21 protein-coding genes are annotated in these 20,133 nt (G+C 71.8%); 12 read left to right on the forward strand and 9 right to left on the reverse strand.

The features are described 5' to 3' along the window. The first annotated feature begins 20 nt into the window (after positions 1-20). The 4 genes from ACVDFE_RS18325 to egtD are packed head-to-tail and all read left to right on the forward strand — an operon-like array spanning position 21 to position 4,206. Positions 21-1,223, forward strand: coding sequence for a glutamate-cysteine ligase family protein (locus ACVDFE_RS18325; protein WP_360400112.1), 1,203 nt, complete (start codon positions 21-23; stop codon positions 1,221-1,223). Continuing rightward, positions 1,220-2,509 carry an ergothioneine biosynthesis protein EgtB gene (gene egtB / locus ACVDFE_RS18330; RefSeq protein ID WP_458431187.1) on the forward strand — a complete coding sequence of 430 codons (1,290 nt, stop codon included), beginning with the start codon at positions 1,220-1,222 and terminating at the stop codon, positions 2,507-2,509. The genes ACVDFE_RS18325 and egtB overlap by 4 nt, the downstream gene beginning before the upstream one ends. A gap of 3 nt (positions 2,510-2,512) precedes the next feature. Continuing rightward, positions 2,513-3,238, forward strand: a complete 726-nt coding sequence (gene egtC / locus ACVDFE_RS18335; protein WP_458431188.1) for an ergothioneine biosynthesis protein EgtC — start codon at positions 2,513-2,515, stop codon at positions 3,236-3,238. Continuing rightward, positions 3,235-4,206 (forward strand): L-histidine N(alpha)-methyltransferase, encoded by a 972-nt coding sequence (egtD, locus tag ACVDFE_RS18340; protein ID WP_458431189.1) that lies wholly within the window; start codon positions 3,235-3,237, stop codon positions 4,204-4,206. Before egtC ends, egtD begins: the two co-directional genes overlap by 4 nt. 406 nt (positions 4,207-4,612) lie before the next feature. On the opposite strand, the gene ACVDFE_RS18345 is transcribed toward egtD, so the two are convergent. Beyond that, positions 4,613-4,780 carry a hypothetical protein gene (locus ACVDFE_RS18345; protein WP_458431190.1) on the reverse strand — a complete coding sequence of 56 codons (168 nt, stop codon included), beginning with the start codon at positions 4,778-4,780 and terminating at the stop codon, positions 4,613-4,615. Positions 4,781-4,863: 83 nt separating this feature from the next. On the opposite strand from ACVDFE_RS18345, the gene ACVDFE_RS18350 reads away from it, so the two are divergent. Beyond that, positions 4,864-5,886, forward strand: coding sequence for an alpha/beta hydrolase (locus tag ACVDFE_RS18350; RefSeq protein WP_458431191.1), 1,023 nt, complete (start codon positions 4,864-4,866; stop codon positions 5,884-5,886). On the opposite strand, the gene ACVDFE_RS18355 is transcribed toward ACVDFE_RS18350, so the two are convergent. From ACVDFE_RS18355 to ACVDFE_RS18370, 4 genes are all read right to left on the reverse strand, one after another. Beyond that, positions 5,834-6,985 carry a hypothetical protein gene (locus ACVDFE_RS18355; protein WP_458431192.1) on the reverse strand — a complete coding sequence of 384 codons (1,152 nt, stop codon included), beginning with the start codon at positions 6,983-6,985 and terminating at the stop codon, positions 5,834-5,836. The two genes, ACVDFE_RS18350 and ACVDFE_RS18355, sit on opposite strands and share 53 nt — an antisense overlap. Continuing rightward, on the reverse strand, positions 6,982-7,698 hold the full coding sequence (locus tag ACVDFE_RS18360; protein ID WP_458431193.1) for a sulfite exporter TauE/SafE family protein: 717 nt from the start codon (positions 7,696-7,698) through the stop codon (positions 6,982-6,984). The genes ACVDFE_RS18355 and ACVDFE_RS18360 overlap by 4 nt, the downstream gene beginning before the upstream one ends. 129 nt (positions 7,699-7,827) lie before the next feature. After that, a complete protein-coding gene (locus tag ACVDFE_RS18365; RefSeq protein WP_458431194.1) occupies positions 7,828-8,754 on the reverse strand; it encodes a sigma-70 family RNA polymerase sigma factor in 927 nt (308 codons plus the stop codon). After that, a complete protein-coding gene (locus tag ACVDFE_RS18370; RefSeq protein WP_458431195.1) occupies positions 8,751-9,713 on the reverse strand; it encodes a helix-turn-helix transcriptional regulator in 963 nt (320 codons plus the stop codon). Before ACVDFE_RS18370 ends, ACVDFE_RS18365 begins: the two co-directional genes overlap by 4 nt. A gap of 186 nt (positions 9,714-9,899) precedes the next feature. Here ACVDFE_RS18370 and ACVDFE_RS18375 point away from each other — a divergent pair, with 186 nt between their 5' ends. After that, entirely contained in the window at positions 9,900-10,091 is a 192-nt protein-coding gene (locus ACVDFE_RS18375; RefSeq protein ID WP_360400137.1) for a S1 RNA-binding domain-containing protein, read from the forward strand. Positions 10,092-10,147: 56 nt separating this feature from the next. On the opposite strand, the gene ACVDFE_RS18380 is transcribed toward ACVDFE_RS18375, so the two are convergent. The 4 genes from ACVDFE_RS18380 to ACVDFE_RS18395 form a co-directional block, all read right to left on the reverse strand. Next, positions 10,148-11,008, reverse strand: coding sequence for a hypothetical protein (locus ACVDFE_RS18380; RefSeq protein WP_458431196.1), 861 nt, complete (start codon positions 11,006-11,008; stop codon positions 10,148-10,150). After that, positions 11,005-11,466, reverse strand: a complete 462-nt coding sequence (locus ACVDFE_RS18385) for a hypothetical protein (protein WP_360400143.1) — start codon at positions 11,464-11,466, stop codon at positions 11,005-11,007. The genes ACVDFE_RS18380 and ACVDFE_RS18385 overlap by 4 nt, the downstream gene beginning before the upstream one ends. A 122-nt stretch (positions 11,467-11,588) precedes the next feature. Continuing rightward, complete coding sequence (locus tag ACVDFE_RS18390; protein WP_360400146.1) at positions 11,589-12,065, reverse strand: hypothetical protein; 477 nt, start codon at positions 12,063-12,065, stop codon at positions 11,589-11,591. Then, on the reverse strand, positions 12,065-13,609 hold the full coding sequence (locus ACVDFE_RS18395) for a helix-turn-helix domain-containing protein (protein ID WP_360400149.1): 1,545 nt from the start codon (positions 13,607-13,609) through the stop codon (positions 12,065-12,067). The genes ACVDFE_RS18390 and ACVDFE_RS18395 overlap by 1 nt, the downstream gene beginning before the upstream one ends. A gap of 268 nt (positions 13,610-13,877) precedes the next feature. Here ACVDFE_RS18395 and ACVDFE_RS18400 point away from each other — a divergent pair, with 268 nt between their 5' ends. From ACVDFE_RS18400 to rapZ, 6 genes are all read left to right on the forward strand, one after another. Continuing rightward, entirely contained in the window at positions 13,878-14,366 is a 489-nt protein-coding gene (locus ACVDFE_RS18400; RefSeq protein ID WP_360400152.1) for a hypothetical protein, read from the forward strand. Positions 14,367-14,375: 9 nt separating this feature from the next. Beyond that, complete coding sequence (locus tag ACVDFE_RS18405; protein WP_458431197.1) at positions 14,376-14,774, forward strand: Rieske (2Fe-2S) protein; 399 nt, start codon at positions 14,376-14,378, stop codon at positions 14,772-14,774. Positions 14,775-14,880: 106 nt separating this feature from the next. After that, positions 14,881-15,366, forward strand: a complete 486-nt coding sequence (locus ACVDFE_RS18410; protein WP_360400158.1) for a Rieske (2Fe-2S) protein — start codon at positions 14,881-14,883, stop codon at positions 15,364-15,366. A 42-nt stretch (positions 15,367-15,408) separates the two neighbouring features. Next, complete coding sequence (uvrC, locus tag ACVDFE_RS18415; protein WP_360400161.1) at positions 15,409-17,331, forward strand: excinuclease ABC subunit UvrC; 1,923 nt, start codon at positions 15,409-15,411, stop codon at positions 17,329-17,331. A 542-nt stretch (positions 17,332-17,873) separates the two neighbouring features. Further along, complete coding sequence (locus ACVDFE_RS18420; RefSeq protein ID WP_458431198.1) at positions 17,874-18,446, forward strand: phosphohydrolase; 573 nt, start codon at positions 17,874-17,876, stop codon at positions 18,444-18,446. Between the two features lie 829 nt (positions 18,447-19,275). Further along, entirely contained in the window at positions 19,276-20,133 is an 858-nt protein-coding gene (rapZ, locus tag ACVDFE_RS18425; RefSeq protein WP_053738354.1) for an RNase adapter RapZ, read from the forward strand.

A 20,133-nucleotide genomic window follows, 5' to 3' on the forward strand; every position in this document is an offset into this window, starting at 1 on the left:
CCGATCACGGGGAGTGTGTAGTGACGACTGCGCTGCGTGACCAACCGGCGCCGGTCAGGTTCGCTGACCGCGCCGAGGCCGAGGCTTACGTCGCCTCGGTCTGCTTCAAGCACGGGCCTCCGAGGTTGTTCGGCGTGGAACTGGAGTTCACCGTCCACCACGCAGAAGACCCCGCGTTACCCCTGGACCAGCGAAGGTTGGCCGCGGCGCTCGGAGACCACGCGCCGCCGACCCTCGTTCCGGACAGCCCGCAGAGGCCGCTTCCCAGCGGCACGCCGCTGACCGTCGAACCGGGCGGGCAGGTCGAGATCTCCACACCTCCCTGCACCTCCCTCCCCACGCTCTTCACCACCGTCGAAACGGACGTCGAGCAGCTCACCGCGTTGCTCGCGGACCAGGGCCTCGTCCTCGGCGACAGGGGTGCCGACGCGCACCGGACGCCGAGCCGGGTGCTGCGGGTGCCGCGCTACGCCGCGATGGAGCACGAGTTCGGCCGCCTCGGCCACGACGGCATCTCCATGATGTGCAGCACCGCCGGGCTGCAGGTGTGCCTCGACTTCGGCGAACAGCAGGACCTGCGGGCCAGGTGGGCCGCCGTGCACCAGCTCGGGCCGGTGATGGTCGCGTTGTTCGCGAACTCACCGGGGCTCGGCGGGCAGCGGCAGGACTGGGCCTCCGCGCGGATGCGGACGTTGTACGGCACGGATCCCGTGCGCACCAGGCCGAGTGCCGTGTGCGCCGATCCGGCCGCGGCCTACGCGCGGCGGGTGGTCGACACGCCCGTGATCGTCGTCAGGGGACCGGGTCCGAACTGGGTCCCGCCCAGGAGGCTCACGTTCGCCGACTGGATCGACGGGGCGCTCGACCGCAGCCCCACCAGCGACGACCTCGACTACCACATGTCGTTGATGTTCCCGCCGGTGCGGCCGCGCGGGTACATCGAGATCCGGTACCTGGACACGCCGCCGCCGGGCGGCTGGATCGCGCCGAGTGCGCTGCTCGTCGCGCTGTTCAGCGACCAGTCCGTTGTGGACGGTGTGCTGGCGGCGACGGAACGGGCGGCCGGGCGGTGGCTCGTCGCCGCACGGCACGGGATGGCGGACGACCGCATCGCGCGGGCGGCGAAGGACGTCGTCGCCCTCGGCATCGAGGCGTTGCCCCGCACCGGTCTCTCCGACGAGCAGATCAGCACCATCAGCCGGGAGCTGGAGGGGAAGCTGTGACCGAAGAACTCCGCGAGCGGGTGGCGGAGGAACTGTTGCGTTCTCGCGCGCGTTCCACCGCCCTGACCGATGCCGTCGACGAGCACGACCTCGTGCGGCAGCACTCCAAGCTCATGTCGCCGCTGGTCTGGGACCTCGCGCACATCGGCAACCAGGAGGAGCTCTGGCTCGTCCGCGACGTCGGCGGGCGTGAACCGGTGCGCAGCGACATCGACGAGTACTACGACGCGTTCAAGTACGGGCGCAGCGTGCGGCCGGAGCTGCCGCTGCTCAACCCCGCCGAGGCCCGCCGGTACGTCGGTGACGTGCGCGGCAAGGTGTTCGACGTGCTGGAGGAGGTCCCGCTGGAGGGCCGCAGGCTCGTCGAGAACGCCTTCGCGTTCGGCATGATCGTGCAGCACGAGCAGCAGCACGACGAGACGATGCTCGCCACCCACCAGCTGCGCACCGGCGAACCGGTGCTGCACGCGCCCCCTCCGCCGAAGGGGAACCTCGTCGCCGCGACGGAGGCGTTCATCCCGGGCGGACCGTTCGAGATGGGCACCTCGGACGAACCGTGGGCCCTGGACAACGAACGCCCCGCGCACACCGTCCACGTCGACCCGTTCTTCATCGACACCACCCCGGTCACCAACGGCGAGTACGCCGAGTTCGTCCTCGCCGGCGGGTACTCCGACCGTCGGCTGTGGACGGACGAGGGATGGGTGCACCGCACGCGCGCCAAGCTCACCGCACCCCGGTTCTGGCACCGCGAGGGCACGAGCTTCAGCCGCACCGCGTTCGGTGTCACCGAGCCGATCGTGCCGGACGAACCCGTTGTGCACGTGTGCTTCCACGAGGCCCAGGCCTACGCGACGTGGGCGGGCAAGCGGCTGCCGACCGAGGCCGAGTGGGAGAAGGCCGCACGGCACGACCCGGCGACCGGCACCAGCCGCCGGTACCCGTGGGGTGACGCGGCACCGGACGAACGGCACGCGAACCTCGGCCAGCGACACCTGCGCCCCGCACCGGCCGGCGCGTACCCGGACGGGGTCTCCGCGCACGGCGTGCACCAGCTGATCGGTGACGTCTGGGAGTGGACCTCGACGGACTTCCACGGCTACCCGGGCTTCGAGGTCTTCCCGTACCCCGAGTACTCGGAGGTCTTCTTCGGACCCGACTACAAGGTGCTGCGCGGCGGTTCGTTCGGCACCGACTCCTCCGCGGTCCGTGCGACGTTCCGCAACTGGGACTACCCGGTCCGGCGGCAGATCTTCGCAGGCTTCCGCTGCGCCAGGGACGCCTAGGCGATGTGCCGCCACCTGGCGTACCTGGGCCCCGCCGTGCCCTTGTCCGGCCTGCTGTACGACGCACCGCACTCGTTGGAGCACCAGTCGTACGCACCGGGGGACATGCGCGGCGGGGGCTCGGTCAACGTCGACGGCTACGGCGTCGGCTGGTTCCCCGGCCCGGTGCGCTACCGCCGTGCCGGCACGCTGTGGAGCGACGCGAACCTGCGCGCCCTCAGCGGCACCGAGTCCACCGCGGTCCTCGCCGCGGTCCGCAACGCCACGACCGGCATGCCGGTGGCGGACGCGGCGTGCGCGCCGTTCACCGACGGCACGTGGCTGTTCAGCCACAACGGGCGCGTCACGGGCTGGCCGCACAGCGTCGAGGACCTCGCGAGGACGCTACCGGTGACCGACCTGCTCACCCTCGACGCGCCCACCGACTCGGCACTGCTGTGGGCGCTCGCCGCACGGGCGCTGGCCGCGGGGAAGAACCCCGCCGACGTCCTTGTTGAACTCAGCGACGAGGTCGAGGCCGTGGCCCCGGGGTCACGCCTCAACTTCCTGATGACCGACGGTTCGGTCGTCGTCGGCACCACCTGGACCCACTCGCTGTGGGTCCGCCACGACGGCGTGAGCGTCACGCTCGCCTCCGAACCGCTCGACGCCGACGCGGCGTGGCGGGAGATCCCCGACCACCACGTCGTCCTCGCCGATCCATCCACTGTGGAGGTTCGACCCGCATGACCGAGCCGGTGCTGGACGTTCACCTCAAACCGGACGACGCCGTGCACGCCCTGCGCGCCGACGTGCGCGCCGGGCTGACCGCGGACCCGAAGTGGGTGTCGCCGAAGTACTTCTACGACGCGACCGGCAGCGCGTTGTTCGAGGACATCACCCGCCTGCCCGAGTACTACCCGACGCGAGCGGAACGGGAGGTGCTCGCCGCGCGGGCCGGTGAGATCGCGGCGACCACCGGCGCGCACTCGCTGGTCGAGCTGGGCTCCGGCTCGTCGGAGAAGACGCGGCTGCTGCTCAGCGCCCTGCGCGACCACGGCACGCTGACCGAGTTCGTGCCGCAGGACGTCTCGGTGTCCGCGCTCACCGAGGCCGCCCACGCGATCATCGCCGACTACCCCGGCCTGCGGGTGCACGGTGTGGTCGGCGACTTCACCCAGCACCTGGGCCTGCTGCCGGGCGTGTCACCGCGCCTGGTCGCGTTCCTGGGCGGCACGATCGGCAACCTCATCCCCGAGGAGCGGGAGAAGTTCCTGCACACCGTCCGCGACGTGCTGCGGCCGGGGGAGTGGCTGCTGCTCGGCACGGACCTGGTGAAGGACCGCGAGACGCTGGTGCGCGCCTACGACGACGCGCAGGGCGTGACGGCCGCGTTCAACCGCAACGTCCTGAACGTCCTCAACCGCGAGCTCGGCGGCGACTTCGACGTCGCGGCGTTCGAGCACGTGGCGTTGTGGAACAGCGAGCAGGAATGGATCGAGATGCGGCTGCGCGCCACGCGCGCCATGACGGTCACGCTCGCCGGTCTCGGCCTGGCGGTGGAGTTCCGCGAGGGCGAGGAGCTGCGCACCGAGGTGTCGGCGAAGTTCCGGCGGGACGGGGTGCGCGCGGAGCTGGAGGACGCCGGGTTCACCCTGCACCGGTGGTGGACCGACTCGCGGGACCGCTTCGCCGTCTCGCTGGCGCGGGCGATCTGAGCCGACAACCCTCCGATAGGCGGGTACAAACGGTGCGCCCGCAGTGATGGGCTGCACCGGTGACGTCTTCCCTTGCCACCCGTGCCGGCCGCGCGGCGCTCGCTTCGGCGCTCGCGCTCGGCACCATCGCCTCCGGTCTGGGCGCGAGCACCGCCTCCGCCCAGCCCGGCGCCGCAGCAGTCAGACCCGCCGCTTGGGGGCCGTGCGCGGCGGATGTGCTCGCCTCGATCCCTGCTGCCGAACGCACCAGGGTCAGCTGTGCCATCCAGGAAGTTCCCGTCGACCACTCGCGTCCGCGCGGTGACAAGACGGGCATCATCATGATGAAGCGGCCGGCGACCGACCCGGCGAAGAAGATCGGCTCGCTGTTCATCAACCCCGGCGGCCCCGGTGGCGCCGGTCTGATCTACGGCGCGTTCGGCGCGAGCTTCTTCAGCCAGGAGGTCCTCGAGAAGTTCGACCTCATCGGCTTCGACCCGCGCGGTGTCGGCCGCAGCGCCCCGCTGCGCTGCTTCCGCACCCAGGAGGAGGCCGACGCGGTCAACGAGGGCTGGTTCGCCCTGCCGACGACCAAGGCGGAGATCGAGAAGCTCGATCCGCCAGTCGAAGGCCTACACGGACTACTGCGGGATCAACGCCGGTCCGCTGCTCAACCACATGTCGACCGAGGCCGTCGCCCGCGACCTCGACGTGCTGCGCGAGTCGGTCGGCGACCGGCAGCTGACCTACGTCGGCTTCTCCTACGGCACGCTGCTCGGCGCCACCTACGCGAACATCTTCCCGGAGCGGTCGCGTGCGCTCGTGCTCGACGGCAACGTCGACCCGAAGCTGCGCCTGACCAACGGCGCCGAGTACGACCGCCAGCGCGCCAAGGGCTTCGAGATCGCGCTCGACGCGTTCCTCAAGCGCTGCGACGCCGAGGGCACCGCCAAGTGCGCGTTCGCCGGTGACGCCCGCAAGAAGTTCGACGGCATCCGCGAGACCCTGCGCAAGGGCCCGACGACGCTGCCGGACGGCACGCAGGTGACGCTGACGGACGTCGTCGGCCGCACCGCGAGCAACCTGTACAACCCGGCCACGTTCAAGGCGCTCGCCACGTGGCTGCAGTCGATCCACGCGGCGCAGAACCCGGCCGCGGCGACGGCCACCGCGCAGACGATGAGCGTCCAGTCCGTTGTGGACGTTCCCGCGCTGAACAACAACGGTGGCCTGGCCGACGTGCGCGGCCTGCCGGAGACCCCGTACACGAGCGACGACTCGTACTACGCGGTCAACTGCATCGACAAGCCGTTCGCCAGGACGACCCGCACCTGGGCGTCCACCGCGGCCAAGTGGGAGAAGGAGTCGCCCACGTTCGGCCGCTACCAGGCCGCTTCGGACGCGCTGACCTGCCCGACGTGGCCGGCGCGCAACCCGGACCGCTGGATCGGCCCGTGGCACCGCAAGACCAAGAACCCGGTCGTCGTGGTCGGCAACTACTACGACCCGGCCACGCAGTACGAGTTCGCCCGCCGCATGTCCCAGCAGCTCGGCAACGCGCGGCTGATCAGCGTCGACGCGTTCGGCCACTGCATCCTGGGCGACTCCGCGGGTGCCGACGCGGCGGTGACCAGGTACCTGGTCGACCTCACGGCGCCGGTGAACGGTTCGGTGTACCAGCCCAACACGCAGCCCTTCTGAGCAAAGGCGTTGCGAGCAGCACTCCCGCGGTGAGGAACGGCGTCACCGGGGCCACCGCCAGCGCGACCACGGCGATGGCCCCGTCGGCGCCGTTCTTCCGCGCGCAGGACCAGAAGCCGAGCGCGAGGCCGGCCGTGATGGCGATGATCGTGACGGCCAGCGTCCACGGTTCCTGCCGGTCGGCCAGCGCGAGCGCCAGCACCCCGATGCCCGCCAGGTAGAACGGGTCCCGGCGCGGCCCGAGTGCCGCGGCCGCGGCGGCGAACACCGGGATGGCCGCGTGTTCGGGAGCGGCCTGCAGCACGGCGCCGAACGCCACGCCCGCGACGGCGACCCGCCAGCTGCGGCGCCTGATCGCCCAGACGAGCACCGCGGCCACGACGAACCACACGGGCGTGTAGGTCAGCATGTCGTCGCGGCCCAGGCTGCCGATCCCGGTGGCTCCGCTGGACACGACGACCTGTGCCGGGCGTTCGTCAGAGGAGTACCAGCCGGGCGCACTGCCGCACACGGCTCCGGGCAGGGTGCACGGGTTGGTGAGGAACATCGGGCTGAGCGTCACCGTGTACGCCGCCAGCGAGCCGAACCCGGCGATCGAGAGCGCCACCCAGGCGGGTCTCGGCGCCACGGCGACGAGCAGCAGGGCCACCCCGAACGCGATCCAGACCACCTCCGGCATGGCCTCGACCACCGGGCGGGCGGGGAGGACACCGAGGAAGGTCAGCCCGAGCGCGACCGCGAGGACCACGATCCCGCCGGAGTGCAGCGGCCTGCGCGGGGCCGCGGCGAGCGCGGCGGCGGTGAAGAGCAGCAGGACCGGGATGAACGCCCGGTCGGTGCAGAGCACGAGCGCGCCGAAAACGACGGCCGCGGCGCCCATCCGCCAGCTGCGGTGCCGGACCGCCCACGCGACGAGCCCGGCGGCGATCACCAGCCGCGGCGAGGCCAGGTCGGGGGCCAGCGCCCCGGAGGTCGCGCCGATCCAGCCGGGGCCGAAGGGCTGCACCGCGATCGTCGCGAGCCCGGCGAGGACGAACGTCACCCACGCGGGCCGGGCGAAGTAGAGGAAGACCGCCGTCGCGGCCGCGAACCAGATCACGACAGCACGCTCCGCACGATCAGCACGACCGAGCTCAGCCCGGCGACGAGGAGCATCGGCGTGCGGATCCCACCCGCGTCGACCCGCTCGCGCAGCGGCCCGGACAGCAGGAAGCCGGCGACGAGGAACGGGATGAGCGCGACCCCTGCCCGGAACTGGTGGGCGGTGACCTGCCCGGCGCCGGCCAGCGCGAGGACCGAGGCGCCGGAGCCGAGCACGAAGAACGCCGCGAGCGTCGCCCTGACCTGCGGACCCGCCTGGTTCTGGTAGAGCAGAGCCACCATCGGCCCGCCCACCGACGTGGCCGTGCCGAACGACCCGCTCGCGAACCCGGCCGTGACGAGCGACCCCGGCCTCGGCGCCGGCCGCCAGGTCGTGGTGGACAGCAGCACGCACGCCAGCACCGACCCGCCGACGACCAGCCCGAACCCCTTCGGGTCGAGCGCGTCGACGACCAGCACGCCCACGACCGTGCCGGGCAGCCGGCCGAGCATCGCCCAGCCCACACCGCGCCAGTCGACGTGGCCGAACTCGCGGGCGAGCGACATCGACGCGTGTGCGGCGGCGACCATCAGCACCGGCACCGGCAGCAGCGCCGGGTCCAGCAGCGCGATCAACGGCACCGCCACGAGCGCCAGCCCGAACCCGATCAACCCCTGTAACAGCCCGCCCACCGCGACGACCGCTCCTGCGACCACAATCCCCCAGCCCATGGGTCGCGATGCTAGCGAGTGGTCCGATCGGCGGAGGGCCCGGTTTCGCCCGGTGTTCTCCTGAGGTCGGTCAAGCGCACCCGCGGTCCGCGCCACGACCTCGTCCCGTCGCGGCTTCCTGCTCGGACCTCATGCGGTCGAAGGCAGCCCGAACCGCGGGAACAGGCTGAGGTCGAAGAACGACGAGACGCGCGTGATCCGGTCGTGCCCGACCTCCAGCACCTGGAGGTTGAACGGCCGGTACCCGCCGTCCTCGCCCTCCAGGTACAGGCCGTAGGCGGGCTGGCCGTTCGCCTCCGTCGCGATCATGCGCGCCCTGCCGGGGACGGCCGGGCACTGGTGCACGAGGTGCCACGCGATCATGTCCGGGCCGCGGTACCACTGCGGGTACGGCGGCATCTCCCACACGACGTCCTCGCTGAACAGCGCGACGATCGCCGGGATGTCCTTGGCCACGAACGCCTCGACCCACCGGTCGAGCAGCTCCCGCGCCCCGCCCGGTTCGGTGACCTGGTCCTCGCTGAGGTCCTTGAGCCGGTCGTGGGCGCGTTGCAGGGCGCTGTTGACCGCGGCGACGGTCATGTCCAGCCGGTCGGCGGTCTCTGCGGCGCTGAGCCGCAGGACGTCGCGCAGGATCAGCACCGCGCGTTGCCGTGGTGACACGTGCTGCAGCGCCGCGACGAACGCGAGCCGCGTGCTCTCCCGTTCCGCGACGATCGCCGCCGGGTCGGTCGGGAACGGCTCCAGCCACGGCACCTCGTGGTCCTGGGTGAGCGGGTCGTCCTGCGTGGCGCCGCGGGTGCCGAGCCCGGACGGCAACGGCCGGCGGGCGCGGCTCTCCAGCGCGGTGAGGCAGGCGTTCGTGGCGATCCGGTACAGCCAGGTGCGCACCGACGACCGGCCCTCGAACCGGTCGTAGGACTTCCACGCCCGCAGGTACGTCTCCTGCACCAGGTCCTCGGCGTCGTGCAGCGAGCCGAGCATCCGGTAGCAGTGCGCGAGCAGCTCGCGGCGGTACGGGTCCACCGCGGTGGCGAAGTCGGTCGTGGCCGTCATCCCCGGACCCCGATCGCGGTGCGCATGCGGTCGATGAGCGTGCCGATGTGGTCCCTGAGCTCCGGCGGTTCGTGCACCTCGAAGTCGAAACCCAGGTACAGCAGGAAGAACACCATCCGGTCGAGCGACTCGGCGCCGGTGCGCACGAGGCACGTGTCGTCGTCGATCGCCTCCAGCGACACCGAGGTGGGCGTCGAACGTTCGGCGACCGCCCGCACGGGTGCGTGGACCGTGAGCACGGCCTGGTAGGTGTAGACGCTCGACGCGACCTGGCGCGACACGAACTCGCCGAGCTCGGGGGCAGGCGGTTCACGCGGCGCGAACCGGGCCGCGAGCGCCGGCTGCTCGGTGATCCGGTCGACCCTGAACGTCCGCCAGTCCTCTTTGGACACATCCCACGCGACCAGGTACCAGCGGCGGCCGGTGTGCACGAGCCCCTGCGGCTCGACGAGCCGTTTCGCGGGCTCGCCGTGCGTGGCGGCGTAGGTGAACCGCAGCTGCTGGTGGTCCCGGCAGGCGGCGGCGATGACCGTGAGCGTCTCCGCGTCGACCACCGGCCCGCCCGCGACCAGGGGAGTGGTGTGGGCCTGCAACGCCTGGACGCGCCTGCGCAACCGGCTCGGCAGGACCTGCTCCAGCTTGGTGAGCGCGCGCACCGACGTCTCCTCGATGCCCGCGACCGTGCCGTTCGCCGCGGTCCTGAGTCCTACGGCGACGGCCACCGCCTCGTCGTCGTCCAGCAGCAGCGGCGGCAGCTCGGCACCCGCCCCCAGCCGGTACCCGCCCGTGGCGCCGGGAAGCGACGTGACGGGATAGCCGAGGCTGCGCAGCTTGTCGACGTCGCGGCGGATCGTGCGCACGTCGACGCTGAGCCGGCCGGCGAGCTCCGGGCCCGTCCAGTCGCGCCGCACCTGCAGCAACGAGAGCAGCTTCAGCAGCCGTGCGGACGTCTCCAGCATGGGCGGAAGTCTAAGTTCCATTGCGGACAACCGCGGGAAGTGGCTAGTCTTCCCGGTATGACTGCCGGGTCGGCCCTGTGCCGTGAGCGGAACGGTTGCCCGGCCCTGACTTGATCAGGGCCCCTCCACCCCCGCGCTTCCTCCGTTCTCAAGGGGAACTGCGCACGGGAGAGGAGGTGATGCGCAATGCTTCCCAACGTTGGTGATGTCTTCTCCGGGAAGGTCGTCTCGACCGTCCCGTTCGGCTCGTTCGTCGAGCACCCCGCCGGGGCACACGGGCTGCTGCACGGTCAGCAGGCCGAGGTCGGTTCGACCGTGCAGGTGAAGGTGCTGGTGGTGGACGACGCGCAGCAGCGGTTCAGCCTCGAACTGGCCTGATCCGCCTGACCGCATGAGCGCGTGACCGGACAGAGGCGCCCTGTCCGGTCCTGTGCTCACGCCCTGCGGTACTCCGCGCACTCGCCGACCAGCCGGTCGTGCAAGGTCCTGCGGTGCCCCTGTTCCCGGGGTGCCGGGCCGAGCGCGTCCGCCGGGCTGTCGACGCCGTGCAACAGCCGGTACAGCACCACGTCCGTTGCCGTGCAGAGCCAGTCGTCCGCACACCCCGGTGGTGCGGCGGGTCCCAGCGCGTTCTCGAACCACGCCGGGAACAGCAGGTCGCGCGCGACCGCGTCCTCGATGCGCTCGCGGATCTGCCGGCGTGCCTCGGCGACCGCCTCGTTGCCCTGCGACCGTGCGGCGGCGTCCCCGGCGTGCGCCTCGTCGTCCGGTGCCGGCGGCCGCCGCCCGAGCTTCCCGAACGCCTGCCACCGCGCGTACTTGGCGCGCCACAACGACTCCGCGTTCGCCGGGAGGTTCGTGAGCCCCTCGGCGGCGTCGATCGCCTCGGCGAGCCGGGCGTCGTACCGCGCGATCAGCTTGCGCGTGTCCTGCGCCTCCTGCGGCGTGAACGTCTTGCGCGCGTAGGCGTCCTGCCCCGCGAGGATCGTGTCGACGAGCGTCTGGTCGATGCCGGGCCAGTCGTCGAAGTCGGCCCTTTCCGCCACCCCCGCCCGCACCTTGCGGTTGAGCGCGACGAGCAGGCGTTCGAGCCGGTGGACGCTCTCGGCGAGCTCGCTCACCCGGTCGTTGGTCCCGGTGAGTCTGCGGTTGTTGTCCCTGATCTGGTTGGTGGCGCTGAGCTGCTGCTGCGCTCCCGCGGTCTCGACGTCGTCGAGGCGCGCGGTGAGGGTGCCGAGGTCCTTCCTGAGCCGTTCGACCTTGTCGCCGAGCGCCTTGACCGGGTCGATGTTCACCGCAGCGTCCTCCACGCCCACCACACGCCACCCGCGACCACGGCCAGTGCCGCCCACCCGCGCAGGACCGGGGTGAGCAGCACCCCCGCGAGCGCGGCGGAGATGGCGGCGGTGCGGGCCCGCGGCTCCCACAGCCGCGTGCCGGTGGGGTCCACGAGCACCGCGGCCGCGACCGCCAGCGCGAGGACGACCGACACCAGCGACCAGGGGTCGAACCACCCGATGACCACGGTCAGCGCCGCGACCGCCGTGACGGCCGCGACGACCCGGTTCGGGACGGTGAGCCGCGCCGACTCGACGTCCCTGCGCGCCTGCACGACGGCCTGGACCTCCCGGTCGGTGTCGGCGAGCAGGGCGGGGAGCTCGGGGCTGCCGGGGTGGGTCGCCTGGAGTGCGCGCAGTGCTGTTCGCAGGGAGTGCTGGCGGTCGGCCAAGCGGGCGAACGGATCGGCTGCCATGTCCCGGAAGCGTGATCAACGGGGGCGGGGTGTGGGTAGGGCTGCGCGACGAGTTGGTCCGGTTGCCGACGAACTTCGCTCAGGTGGCGTAGCGCAACCCCGGGCACGGCCCACCCCCGTGCTCACGACTTCCTGCGCGCCTCCGGCGGCCACACGACCTCGATTGGCACCCCGGACGCCCGTGCCTGCTCGACCACGTCCGCCGTGCCGCCCCTGCCCTGCGCCGGCACCCCGTCCCACACCGCCACGAGCAGCTCGACCGAGGCCAGCACGCGTTCGTTCGCGGCGACGTAGGCAAGCCGGCCCGACGTCATGTGCGGCAGCACGCTGACGACCGTCGCGGCCGACCGCAGCTCGTCGTACTCGGCGACCTGGTGCGGTTTGAGCCGGTCGCGGTAGTCGAGCGCCGGGAGCACCACCTCCACCTGCCCGCCCAGGTCCAGCACCGCGCGCGCGAACACCTGGTCGGCGCCCGGCGCGAGGCACGTGACGCCGACCAGCGGCCGGCCCAAGCCGGCTAAGACCGCCGACAGCGCGGCGCGGACGGCCGGGACGCACTCGGGGACCAGGTTGCTGTGACCAGTGACACCGACGCGCATCAGGCGGTCCGAATCGCCCTGATCGCGTCGCGCGTGTCCTGCACGGCGGGGATGTGGCGGTGCCGTGCCGCCTCCTTCGCGAAGTCCTCCAGCTTGCGCAGCACCCGGCCCGAGGAGAGCTTCGCCGCCGTCGGCAGGACCTCGTTGATCAACCCGCACGCCGCCTCCGGGTCTCCCGCGACCATCTTGGTGCGCGCCAGTCCGATCACGTCGAAAGCGCGGTTGCGCACCTTCGAGGGGTCCCTCAGCTCCAACGCACGCCGAATGTGCTGCTCGGCGTACACGGCCTGAGAGGGGTCATGCATCGCGAGGTCGCGGCAGCGGGCGCCGATGACGCCCTCCAGCTCGGCCTCGTCGAAGCTGTGCAGGTAGTCCGGCTCGTGCGACGAGTCGCGCTGCGCGAAGCTGTCCTGCGCCATGCCGACGGCCTGGTGGAACTCGCGGACCTTGCCCAGCTGCGCGTAGGCCCAGGCCTCGCGCGTGAGCAACAGGGCCTTCAACGTCGGCGTGCCGGTGCGGCGGGTGCCGTACTGGCCGAGCTGCACGAGCTCCAGACCGTCCTCCGGGCGGCCCAGGTCGAACATCTGCCGGGCCATCGCGGCCAGGCACAACGCGGCGAAACCGTCGTTCTGACCGGCCTTCGCCATCCGGATGGCGAGCACGTAGTAGCGCTGGGCCGCGTTGTGCAGGCCCGCGTCGAACGACATGCTCGCGGCCACCTTCGACAGCTCGGCGCCGATGAAGAACGCCCGTTCCGTCAACGGGCCCGCGGGGGCGCGCTGGAGCCGTTCGGCCAGCTCGTCGAGCTGACCCAGCACGGCCTTGCGCGCCAGCCCGAAACCACCGCGGCCGCCCCAGCCGCGCAGGCCGTCCGCGACCTGCTGCAACGCCGCCAGCTCCTCCTCGCTGATCGCCGAGTGCGACGACCACCGCGACAGGTTCTGCAACGGGTGCAGCCAGCGCTGCAACGGCTCGACCAGTGCGGACCCCACCGTCACCGCGGCCGCTCCCGTGAGCGCCGCTCGTCTGCTGATCGCCAAGTCGCTCCTCGCCGTCTCCTCGACCGAACGGGCAATGCTCGTCGCCTCCCACGGGGCGGCGAGCACATCCGGTGGGCCCGAACCGGGGGAACCCACCTGAGCTGGGATGACGACCCGGTCGAACCACAGCCGCTCGCCCGGCACGCCGAGCACCAGCGCGAAGTGGCGCAACCGGTCGAGGCGGTCGATCGGGTTCTCACCCGACTCGTAGCGCGAGAGCTGGGCCTGGCTGATGCCGAGCCACGCCGCCATGCGGTCCTGGGACACCCGGCTGAGGTGGTGCGGGTGGTGGCGGTACGCGGAGATCAACGCGCCCATGTCGCGGTCGGTGCAGGCGGCCGCGACCGAGGGGTGGTCCCAGAAGTCGTCGGGGACCGCGGGAGGGCCGTGCACGCCGGAACGGGCGTTGCGGCGGCACCGGTGGCACAACCGGTCGGTGTTGTCGGCGGCGATGAACGCCCCACACGGGCAGGCGCGCCTGGACTTGGGTCTCGCGGCATCCATCGGCATCGCTCCCGTCACTGAGCGATTACCAAGTGTACGGAGCCGTGATCGTCAGTCCATCCATCTCATGCATAAGACGTAATGGGTACGCGTGTCGCACCCCCGGTACCCCCGCCCGGCGGATGAGCTTCATGCGTCCGCTGCATGAAGCCCATGCACCGGGCGAGTGGTGCTGACGCGAAGTGCGAAGCACCCTGCACATCGTCGGGTCGCGGGTCGATCCCCGTGACCGAGTGCCTGACCCACCCGAAGGGGAGGACGACCGCCGATGAGCCTCACGACCGCGGAGACCGGCAAAGCCGGTGTCCCACAGAACAGGGCACACGACCGGGCGATCGGGGAGGCCGTCGCCGGCTACCGGTTGCTCGGCTGGCAGGTGCAGGTCACCGAACAGGGCGTGTTCCTGCCCCTCGGGCCCGCCACCACCGCGCTCGCCATGCCGGCCCGCATCGGGTCGCGCGTGCTGGCCGACCTGAAGTCGCGCATGCTCGCCGGACCGGTCACCGTCATCCCCGGCCCCCGCGAGCACTGGATCTTCCTCGCCGAGCTGGTCGCGTTGCTCCCGACGCACCTCAAGGCCCCGGCCGAGGTCCAGTTCGTGCGCTCGCCCCACCGGATCGCGCTGCCACCCACGATGACCAGGTACGGCTCCCTGCGGTGGGCGAACCCGCCGTCGCACTCGCGGCACTGGTTCCCGCCGTTCACCGCAGTGCTCGCCCTGGCCCGGACGGCCGTCGCGGAGGACCAGCGCCGATAATCGGCACCCGTGGACCGTCGTTCAGTGTTGTTGTGCGGGCTCGTCGCGGCTTTGAGTGCGTGTGGCGAGCCTGCGCCGCGCAAGACGGGCGGTGTCGGAACCGCCCGTGCGGGGGACCGGGTCGCCCCCGCGTCGTCCGTGCCCGAGGGCAGCGGCGTGCTGGTGGACATGCCCGGCAACGCCCAGCTCCTCGTCGTGCAGCCCCGGCCGGGTGAGTACCGGGCGTTCAACCCCTCGTGCCCCCACGTGGGCTCCCTGGTGAACCCGCCCGCCGCCGGCGTGATCACCTGCCCGCTGCACGGGAGCACCTTCGACCCGGCCACCGGCGCCGTCCGCAGAGGACCCGCGACGTCCGGCCTGACCGAGGTCGCCATCACCCTGTCCGGTGATGACCTGCTGCTCGCCTGAGACCTGTGGAATTGCTGTGCATCCGGCCCGTCGCTGAACTCCCGCCGCCCGGATCGCGTACTGCTGTGGTGTGACCCCGAACACCACCCACCACGGAGGATCGGTCGTGACCACCGAAAGCCCAGTCAGCAGGCGGGCTGCCCTGTGCGGAATCGCGGTTGCCCTCGCCGTGCCCAGCGGCCTCGTGGCCTGCAGCTCACCCGGCACGTCGTCCGGCACCGCACCGACCCAGCAGGGGAGCGGCAACACCGGTTCCACCGGCTCCACCGGCTCCACCGGCTCGACCGGTGCGGCGGGAGGTGCGCTGGTCGCGCTGGCCGACGTGCCCGAGGGCGGCGGCGCCGTCGTGGACGCACCCGGCGGCAAGAAGATCGTCGTCGCCCGCATCTCGGCCACCGAGGTCAAGGCCTACGACGCCACCTGCCCGCACCAGGGCTCGATGGTCGCGGAACCGTCCGCCGGCACCATCACCTGCCCCTCCCACGGCAGCCAGTTCGCCGCCGCGGACGGCAAGGTCAAGAAGGGTCCCGCCACATCCGGCCTGCGCGCCGTGCAGGTCCGCGTCGACGGCGACCAGGTGGTCCTGGCCTGACCCTTTCCACTTTTGTCAGACCCCGTCGTTAGGCTGGGTCACGTGGCAGATCCTTCGACGTACCGCCCTTCTCCGGGCTCGATCCCCGAGGCCCCCGGCGTCTACAGGTTCCGCGACGCCGGTGGCCGGGTCGTGTACGTCGGCAAGGCGAAGAGCTTGCGCAGCAGGCTGAACTCCTACTTCGCGGACCTGTCCGGGCTGCACCCGCGCACGCGGCAGATGGTGACCACGGCCGCGTCGGTCGAGTGGACCGTCGTGACCACCGAGGTCGAGGCGCTGCAGCTGGAGTACAATTGGATCAAGGAGTACGATCCCCGGTTCAACGTCCGGTACCGCGACGACAAGTCGTACCCGGTGCTGGCCGTCACGCTGTTCGAGGACTACCCGCGGCTGCACGTCTACCGCGGCCCGCGCAAGAAGGGCGTGCGCTACTTCGGCCCGTTCGCCCACGCGTGGGCGATCCGCGAGACGCTGGACCTGCTGCTGCGCGTGTTCCCCGCGCGCACCTGCTCGGCCGGTGTGTTCAAGCGCCACAACCAGATCGGCCGCCCGTGCCTGCTCGGGTACATCGACAAGTGCTCCGCGCCGTGCGTGGGCAAGGTGTCCGCGGACGAGCACCGCGACATCGTCGACGACTTCTGCGACTTCCTGGCCGGCAAGACCGACCACATGGTCCGCCGCCTCGAACGCGAGATGCTGCAGGCGTCGGAGGAGCTGGAGTTCGAGCGCGCGGCCCGGCTGCGCGACGACCTGGGAGCACTCCGCCGCGCGATGGAGAAGCAGGCCGTGGTCCTCGGCGACGGCACGGACGCCGACGTGATGGCGTTCGCCCAGGACGAGCTCGAGGTCTCCGTCCAGGTGTTCCACGTGCGCGGCGGCCGGGTCCGCGGCCAGCGCGGCTGGGTGCTCGACAAGGTCGAGGCCGTCGACGACGGCGCCATCGTCGACCAGTTCATCATGCAGTTCTACGGCGACAACACGGAAAGCACACCGCGCGAGGTCCTCGTGCCGGTGCTGCCCGACGACGCCCCCGCCCTGGAGGACCTGCTCTCCGAACAGCGCGGCTCCCGCGTCGCCCTGCGCGTCCCGCAACGCGGCGACAAACGCGCACTGCTGGAAACCGTGGCGCGCAACGCCTCCGAGGCGTTCGCCCAGCACAAGCTCCGCCGCGCCGGCGACCTCACCGCGCGCTCGGCCGCGTTGCAGGAGCTGCAGGACGCCCTGGCCCTCGACACCGCGCCGCTGCGCATCGAGTGCATCGACATCAGCCACGTCCAGGGCACCGACGTGGTCGCGTCGCTGGTGGTGTTCGAGGACGGCCTGGCCCGCAAGTCCGAGTACCGCCGCTTCGCCCTGCGCGAAGCCGCCACCGAGGGCGACGTCGCCTCCATCGCCGAGGTCGTCCGCCGCCGCTTCCAGGCCATGCTCCGCGAAACCGCCTCCGGCGGCCCCAACCCCGGCATCGACCCGGACACCGGCAAACCCCGCAAGTTCGCCTACCCGCCCAACCTCCTGGTCGTCGACGGCGCCGCCCCCCAAGCCGCCGCGGCCGCCGACGTCCTCGCCGAGCTCGGCATCACCGACGTGGCCGTGGTCGGCCTCGCCAAACGCCTGGAGGAGGTCTGGGTCCCCGGCGAACCCGACCCGGTGATCCTCCCGCGCACCAGCGACGCCCTCTACCTCCTGCAACGCATCCGCGACGAGGCCCACCGCTTCGCCATCGCCTACCACCGCCAAAAGCGCTCCAAGCGCATGATCGCCTCCGAGCTCGACAACGTCCCCGGCCTCGGCGAAACCCGCAAAGCCGCCCTGCTCCGCCACTTCGGCTCGGTCCGCAAACTCAAACAGGCCACAGTGGACGAAATCAGCGACCTCCCCGGCTTCGGCCGCCGCACCGCCGAGGCCGTGGTCGTGGCCCTGTCCGCCCCTTCCACCCCGGCGCCCCACCCCGACCCAGCCCCATGACCCCCGCTCCCACCGACCCACCCCAGCCACCCACACCGGCGGCTTGCTCACACACCCCGACTCCGCCGGACGCTCCGGTTCCGCCAGCCGCTTCGGCTCCGCCGGGCACTCCGGTTCCGGGGCAGCCACCCGCACCAGTTCAGCCGCCTGATCCGGCTGCTGCACCCGCCGCGGCCCAGCCATCCGCCGACGCGGAGCCATCCACGCCGGTCGTGCCGTCCACCCCAGGAGCGCCGCGCACCCCAGCCGCGTCGCGCGCCTCGGTCGTGCCGCGCATCCCGGCCGCGTCGCCCGCCCCGGCCGCGTCGCCGGCCCCAGCCACATCGCGCACCTCGGCCGTGTCGGCTGCCCCAGCCGTGCCGTGCACTCCAGCCGCATCGCCAGCCCCAGCCACATCGCGCACCTTGACCGGTCCGCACACCCTGGCCGCGTCGTCCGCCCCAACCGCGCCGCGTACCCCGGCCGAGTCACGTGTCCCGTCTCCGTCGCCCACGCCCTCACCGCGACTGCCGACACCCTCGCCCCCGCCACTCACCGCAGCGATGACCCGCGCCCTGACCGAAGCCGACTGGCTCTCCCCGTTGCCCGCCCAGGCCGCCGACCTCCTGATCACCCTGCAGGCTCCACCCCGGTTGATCGCCCACCTGCGCGCGGTGCACGACGTGGCCCGCCAACTGTCCGACTGGGTCGCCCAGCACCACCCCGAAGTGCCGTTCGACCGCGAGGCGGTCCTGTTCGGCGCCGCCACCCACGACATCGGCAAGGTCGAACACCCCGCAGAACTCTCCGCCCCGGGCTCCTCCCACGAGCCGGCGGGCCACGCCCTCCTCCTCCGCCACGGCGTGCCGGGCCACCTGGCCCGCTTCGCCGGCACCCACGGTTCCTGGACCGCCCCCGGCACGACCTTCGAGGACCACCTGGTGAGCCTCGCCGACAAGGCCTGGAAGGCCAAACGCGTCGAAGACCTCGAACAACTGGTGACCACCCACCTCGCCACGGCCAGCGCCCGCGAGCCCTGGGACGTCTTCCTCGCCCTCGACGACGAACTCGACCGCATCGCCTCCACCGCGGACGCCCGCCTGACCTTCCAGTCGAGCCACCCCATCGCAGGCTGACCCCGATGCTCGCCACACACCCGCCCGTCACGCACACTCGGCTGGCCACGCACGCCCGCCTGCCACGCATGCCCGGCCAGCCATGCACACCCACCTGCCATGCACACCGGCCCGCCACGTACGTCCGGTCGCCACGCACCCGCCCGCCGTTCCGGCTCAGCCACCGCTCTGGCTCAGCCACCGCTCCGGCTCAGCCACCGCTCTGGCTCAGCCACCGCTCCGGCTCAGCCACCGGTCTGGCTCAGCCACCGTTGCTCCCGCCCAACTGCCACTGCTCCCGCCCGGCGGCCCACCACTCCGCCCCCGCCCCCTTCCTTCTCGGCGCGGCGAAGACGACCATGGTGTTGAGACATCTGAAAGACGGCGCCAGGCGCAGATCCGGACAAGCTTCACCTGTCCGAGTGACGGCCACCGCAGTCGGGAGCACAACCAGCCCCGAAGCGCCCAACCAAGTGGGCCAAGCGCGCACCCTCACCGTGACGCGTGCGTCACCGTGGCCCGAACCTGCCGCGCGCGGAGGGCCTCGCAGTGGAGACTGCACCCGGCGCGCTGGAAGAACGGAAGGCGCGCCGAACTGGCAGACCTGTCCAGAACCGGCAGAACTGCCCGAACCGCAAAGCTGCCCACAACCGGCAGAACTGCCCCAACCGCAGAGCTGCCCACCAACCCCAGAACCGCCCAGAACTGCCCGAACCCCAGAACTGCCCGAACCCCAGAACTGCCCGAACCCCAGAACCGCCCACAGCACAGCCCACCGAGAAGCGGAAGCTGACGCTCCCGCTCATGAACAGGTAACGGAGTCGTAGTCGTGAACGCGGAGAAGTCCGGCATCGAAGTCGCCGTGGTGACCGGGCTGTCCGGTGCGGGTCGCAGCACCGCGGCCAAGTGCCTGGAGGACCTCGGCTGGTTCGTCGTGGACAACCTGCCCCCGGAGCTCATCGCCACGATGGTCGAGCTCGGCGCGCAGGCGCGAGGGGCGATCACCAGGGTCGCCGTCGTCATGGACGTGCGCAGCCGTGCGTTCACCGAGGACCTCGCGTCGATCATCAAGGACCTGGACGCGCGCGGGTACAAGCCCCGCGTCCTCTTCCTCGAAGCCACCGACGCCGTGCTGATCCGGCGGTTCGAGGCGGTGCGGCGCGGTCACCCGATGCAGGGGGACGGGCGGTTGCAGGACGGCATCGAGGCGGAGCGGGTCCTGCTCACGCCGCTCAAGCAGGAGGCCGACCTGGTGCTCGACACGTCAGCGCTCAGCGTCCACCAGCTGCGGGCCAAGATCGAGGACACGTTCGGCACGGAGGCCGCCACCAGGACGCGGGTCACGGTGCTGAGCTTCGGCTACAAGTACGGGCTGCCGATGGACGCCGACCTCGTCATGGACGTGCGGTTCCTGCCGAACCCCTTCTGGATTCCGGAGCTGCGCGAGCAGACGGGACTGGACGGCGAGGTGCGCAACTACGTGCTGTCGCAGGAGGGGGCCGAGGAATTTCTGGACCGGTACCACGAGTTGCTCAGGCTGGTCGGCGCCGGATACCGGCGTGAGGGCAAGCGGTACCTGACGCTCGCGATCGGGTGCACGGGTGGCAAGCACCGCAGTGTCGCCCTGTCCGAGGAGCTGTCGGCGCGGCTCGCGAGTGAGGACGGCATGGCGGTCAAGGTTGTGCACAGGGATCTGGGACGCGAGTGA

Source organism: Lentzea chajnantorensis, assembly GCF_054300775.1.

What these genes read in the sequence shown, in the direction of transcription:
- egtC (WP_458431188.1), top strand. Translation starts at nt 2,513, where the DNA reads ATGTGCCGCCACCTGGCGTACCTGGGCCCCGCCGTGCCCTTGTCCGGC.
- egtD (WP_458431189.1), top strand. Translation starts at nt 3,235, where the DNA reads ATGACCGAGCCGGTGCTGGACGTTCACCTCAAACCGGACGACGCCGTG.
- ACVDFE_RS18350 (WP_458431191.1), top strand. Translation starts at nt 4,864, where the DNA reads ATGTCGACCGAGGCCGTCGCCCGCGACCTCGACGTGCTGCGCGAGTCG.
- ACVDFE_RS18360 (WP_458431193.1), bottom strand. Translation starts at nt 7,698, where the DNA reads ATGGGCTGGGGGATTGTGGTCGCAGGAGCGGTCGTCGCGGTGGGCGGG.
- ACVDFE_RS18365 (WP_458431194.1), bottom strand. Translation starts at nt 8,754, where the DNA reads ATGACGGCCACGACCGACTTCGCCACCGCGGTGGACCCGTACCGCCGC.
- ACVDFE_RS18370 (WP_458431195.1), bottom strand. Translation starts at nt 9,713, where the DNA reads ATGCTGGAGACGTCCGCACGGCTGCTGAAGCTGCTCTCGTTGCTGCAG.
- ACVDFE_RS18375 (WP_360400137.1), top strand. Translation starts at nt 9,900, where the DNA reads ATGCTTCCCAACGTTGGTGATGTCTTCTCCGGGAAGGTCGTCTCGACC.
- ACVDFE_RS18385 (WP_360400143.1), bottom strand. Translation starts at nt 11,466, where the DNA reads ATGGCAGCCGATCCGTTCGCCCGCTTGGCCGACCGCCAGCACTCCCTG.
- ACVDFE_RS18390 (WP_360400146.1), bottom strand. Translation starts at nt 12,065, where the DNA reads ATGCGCGTCGGTGTCACTGGTCACAGCAACCTGGTCCCCGAGTGCGTC.
- ACVDFE_RS18395 (WP_360400149.1), bottom strand. Translation starts at nt 13,609, where the DNA reads ATGGATGCCGCGAGACCCAAGTCCAGGCGCGCCTGCCCGTGTGGGGCG.
- ACVDFE_RS18400 (WP_360400152.1), top strand. Translation starts at nt 13,878, where the DNA reads ATGAGCCTCACGACCGCGGAGACCGGCAAAGCCGGTGTCCCACAGAAC.
- ACVDFE_RS18420 (WP_458431198.1), top strand. Translation starts at nt 17,874, where the DNA reads ATGACCCGCGCCCTGACCGAAGCCGACTGGCTCTCCCCGTTGCCCGCC.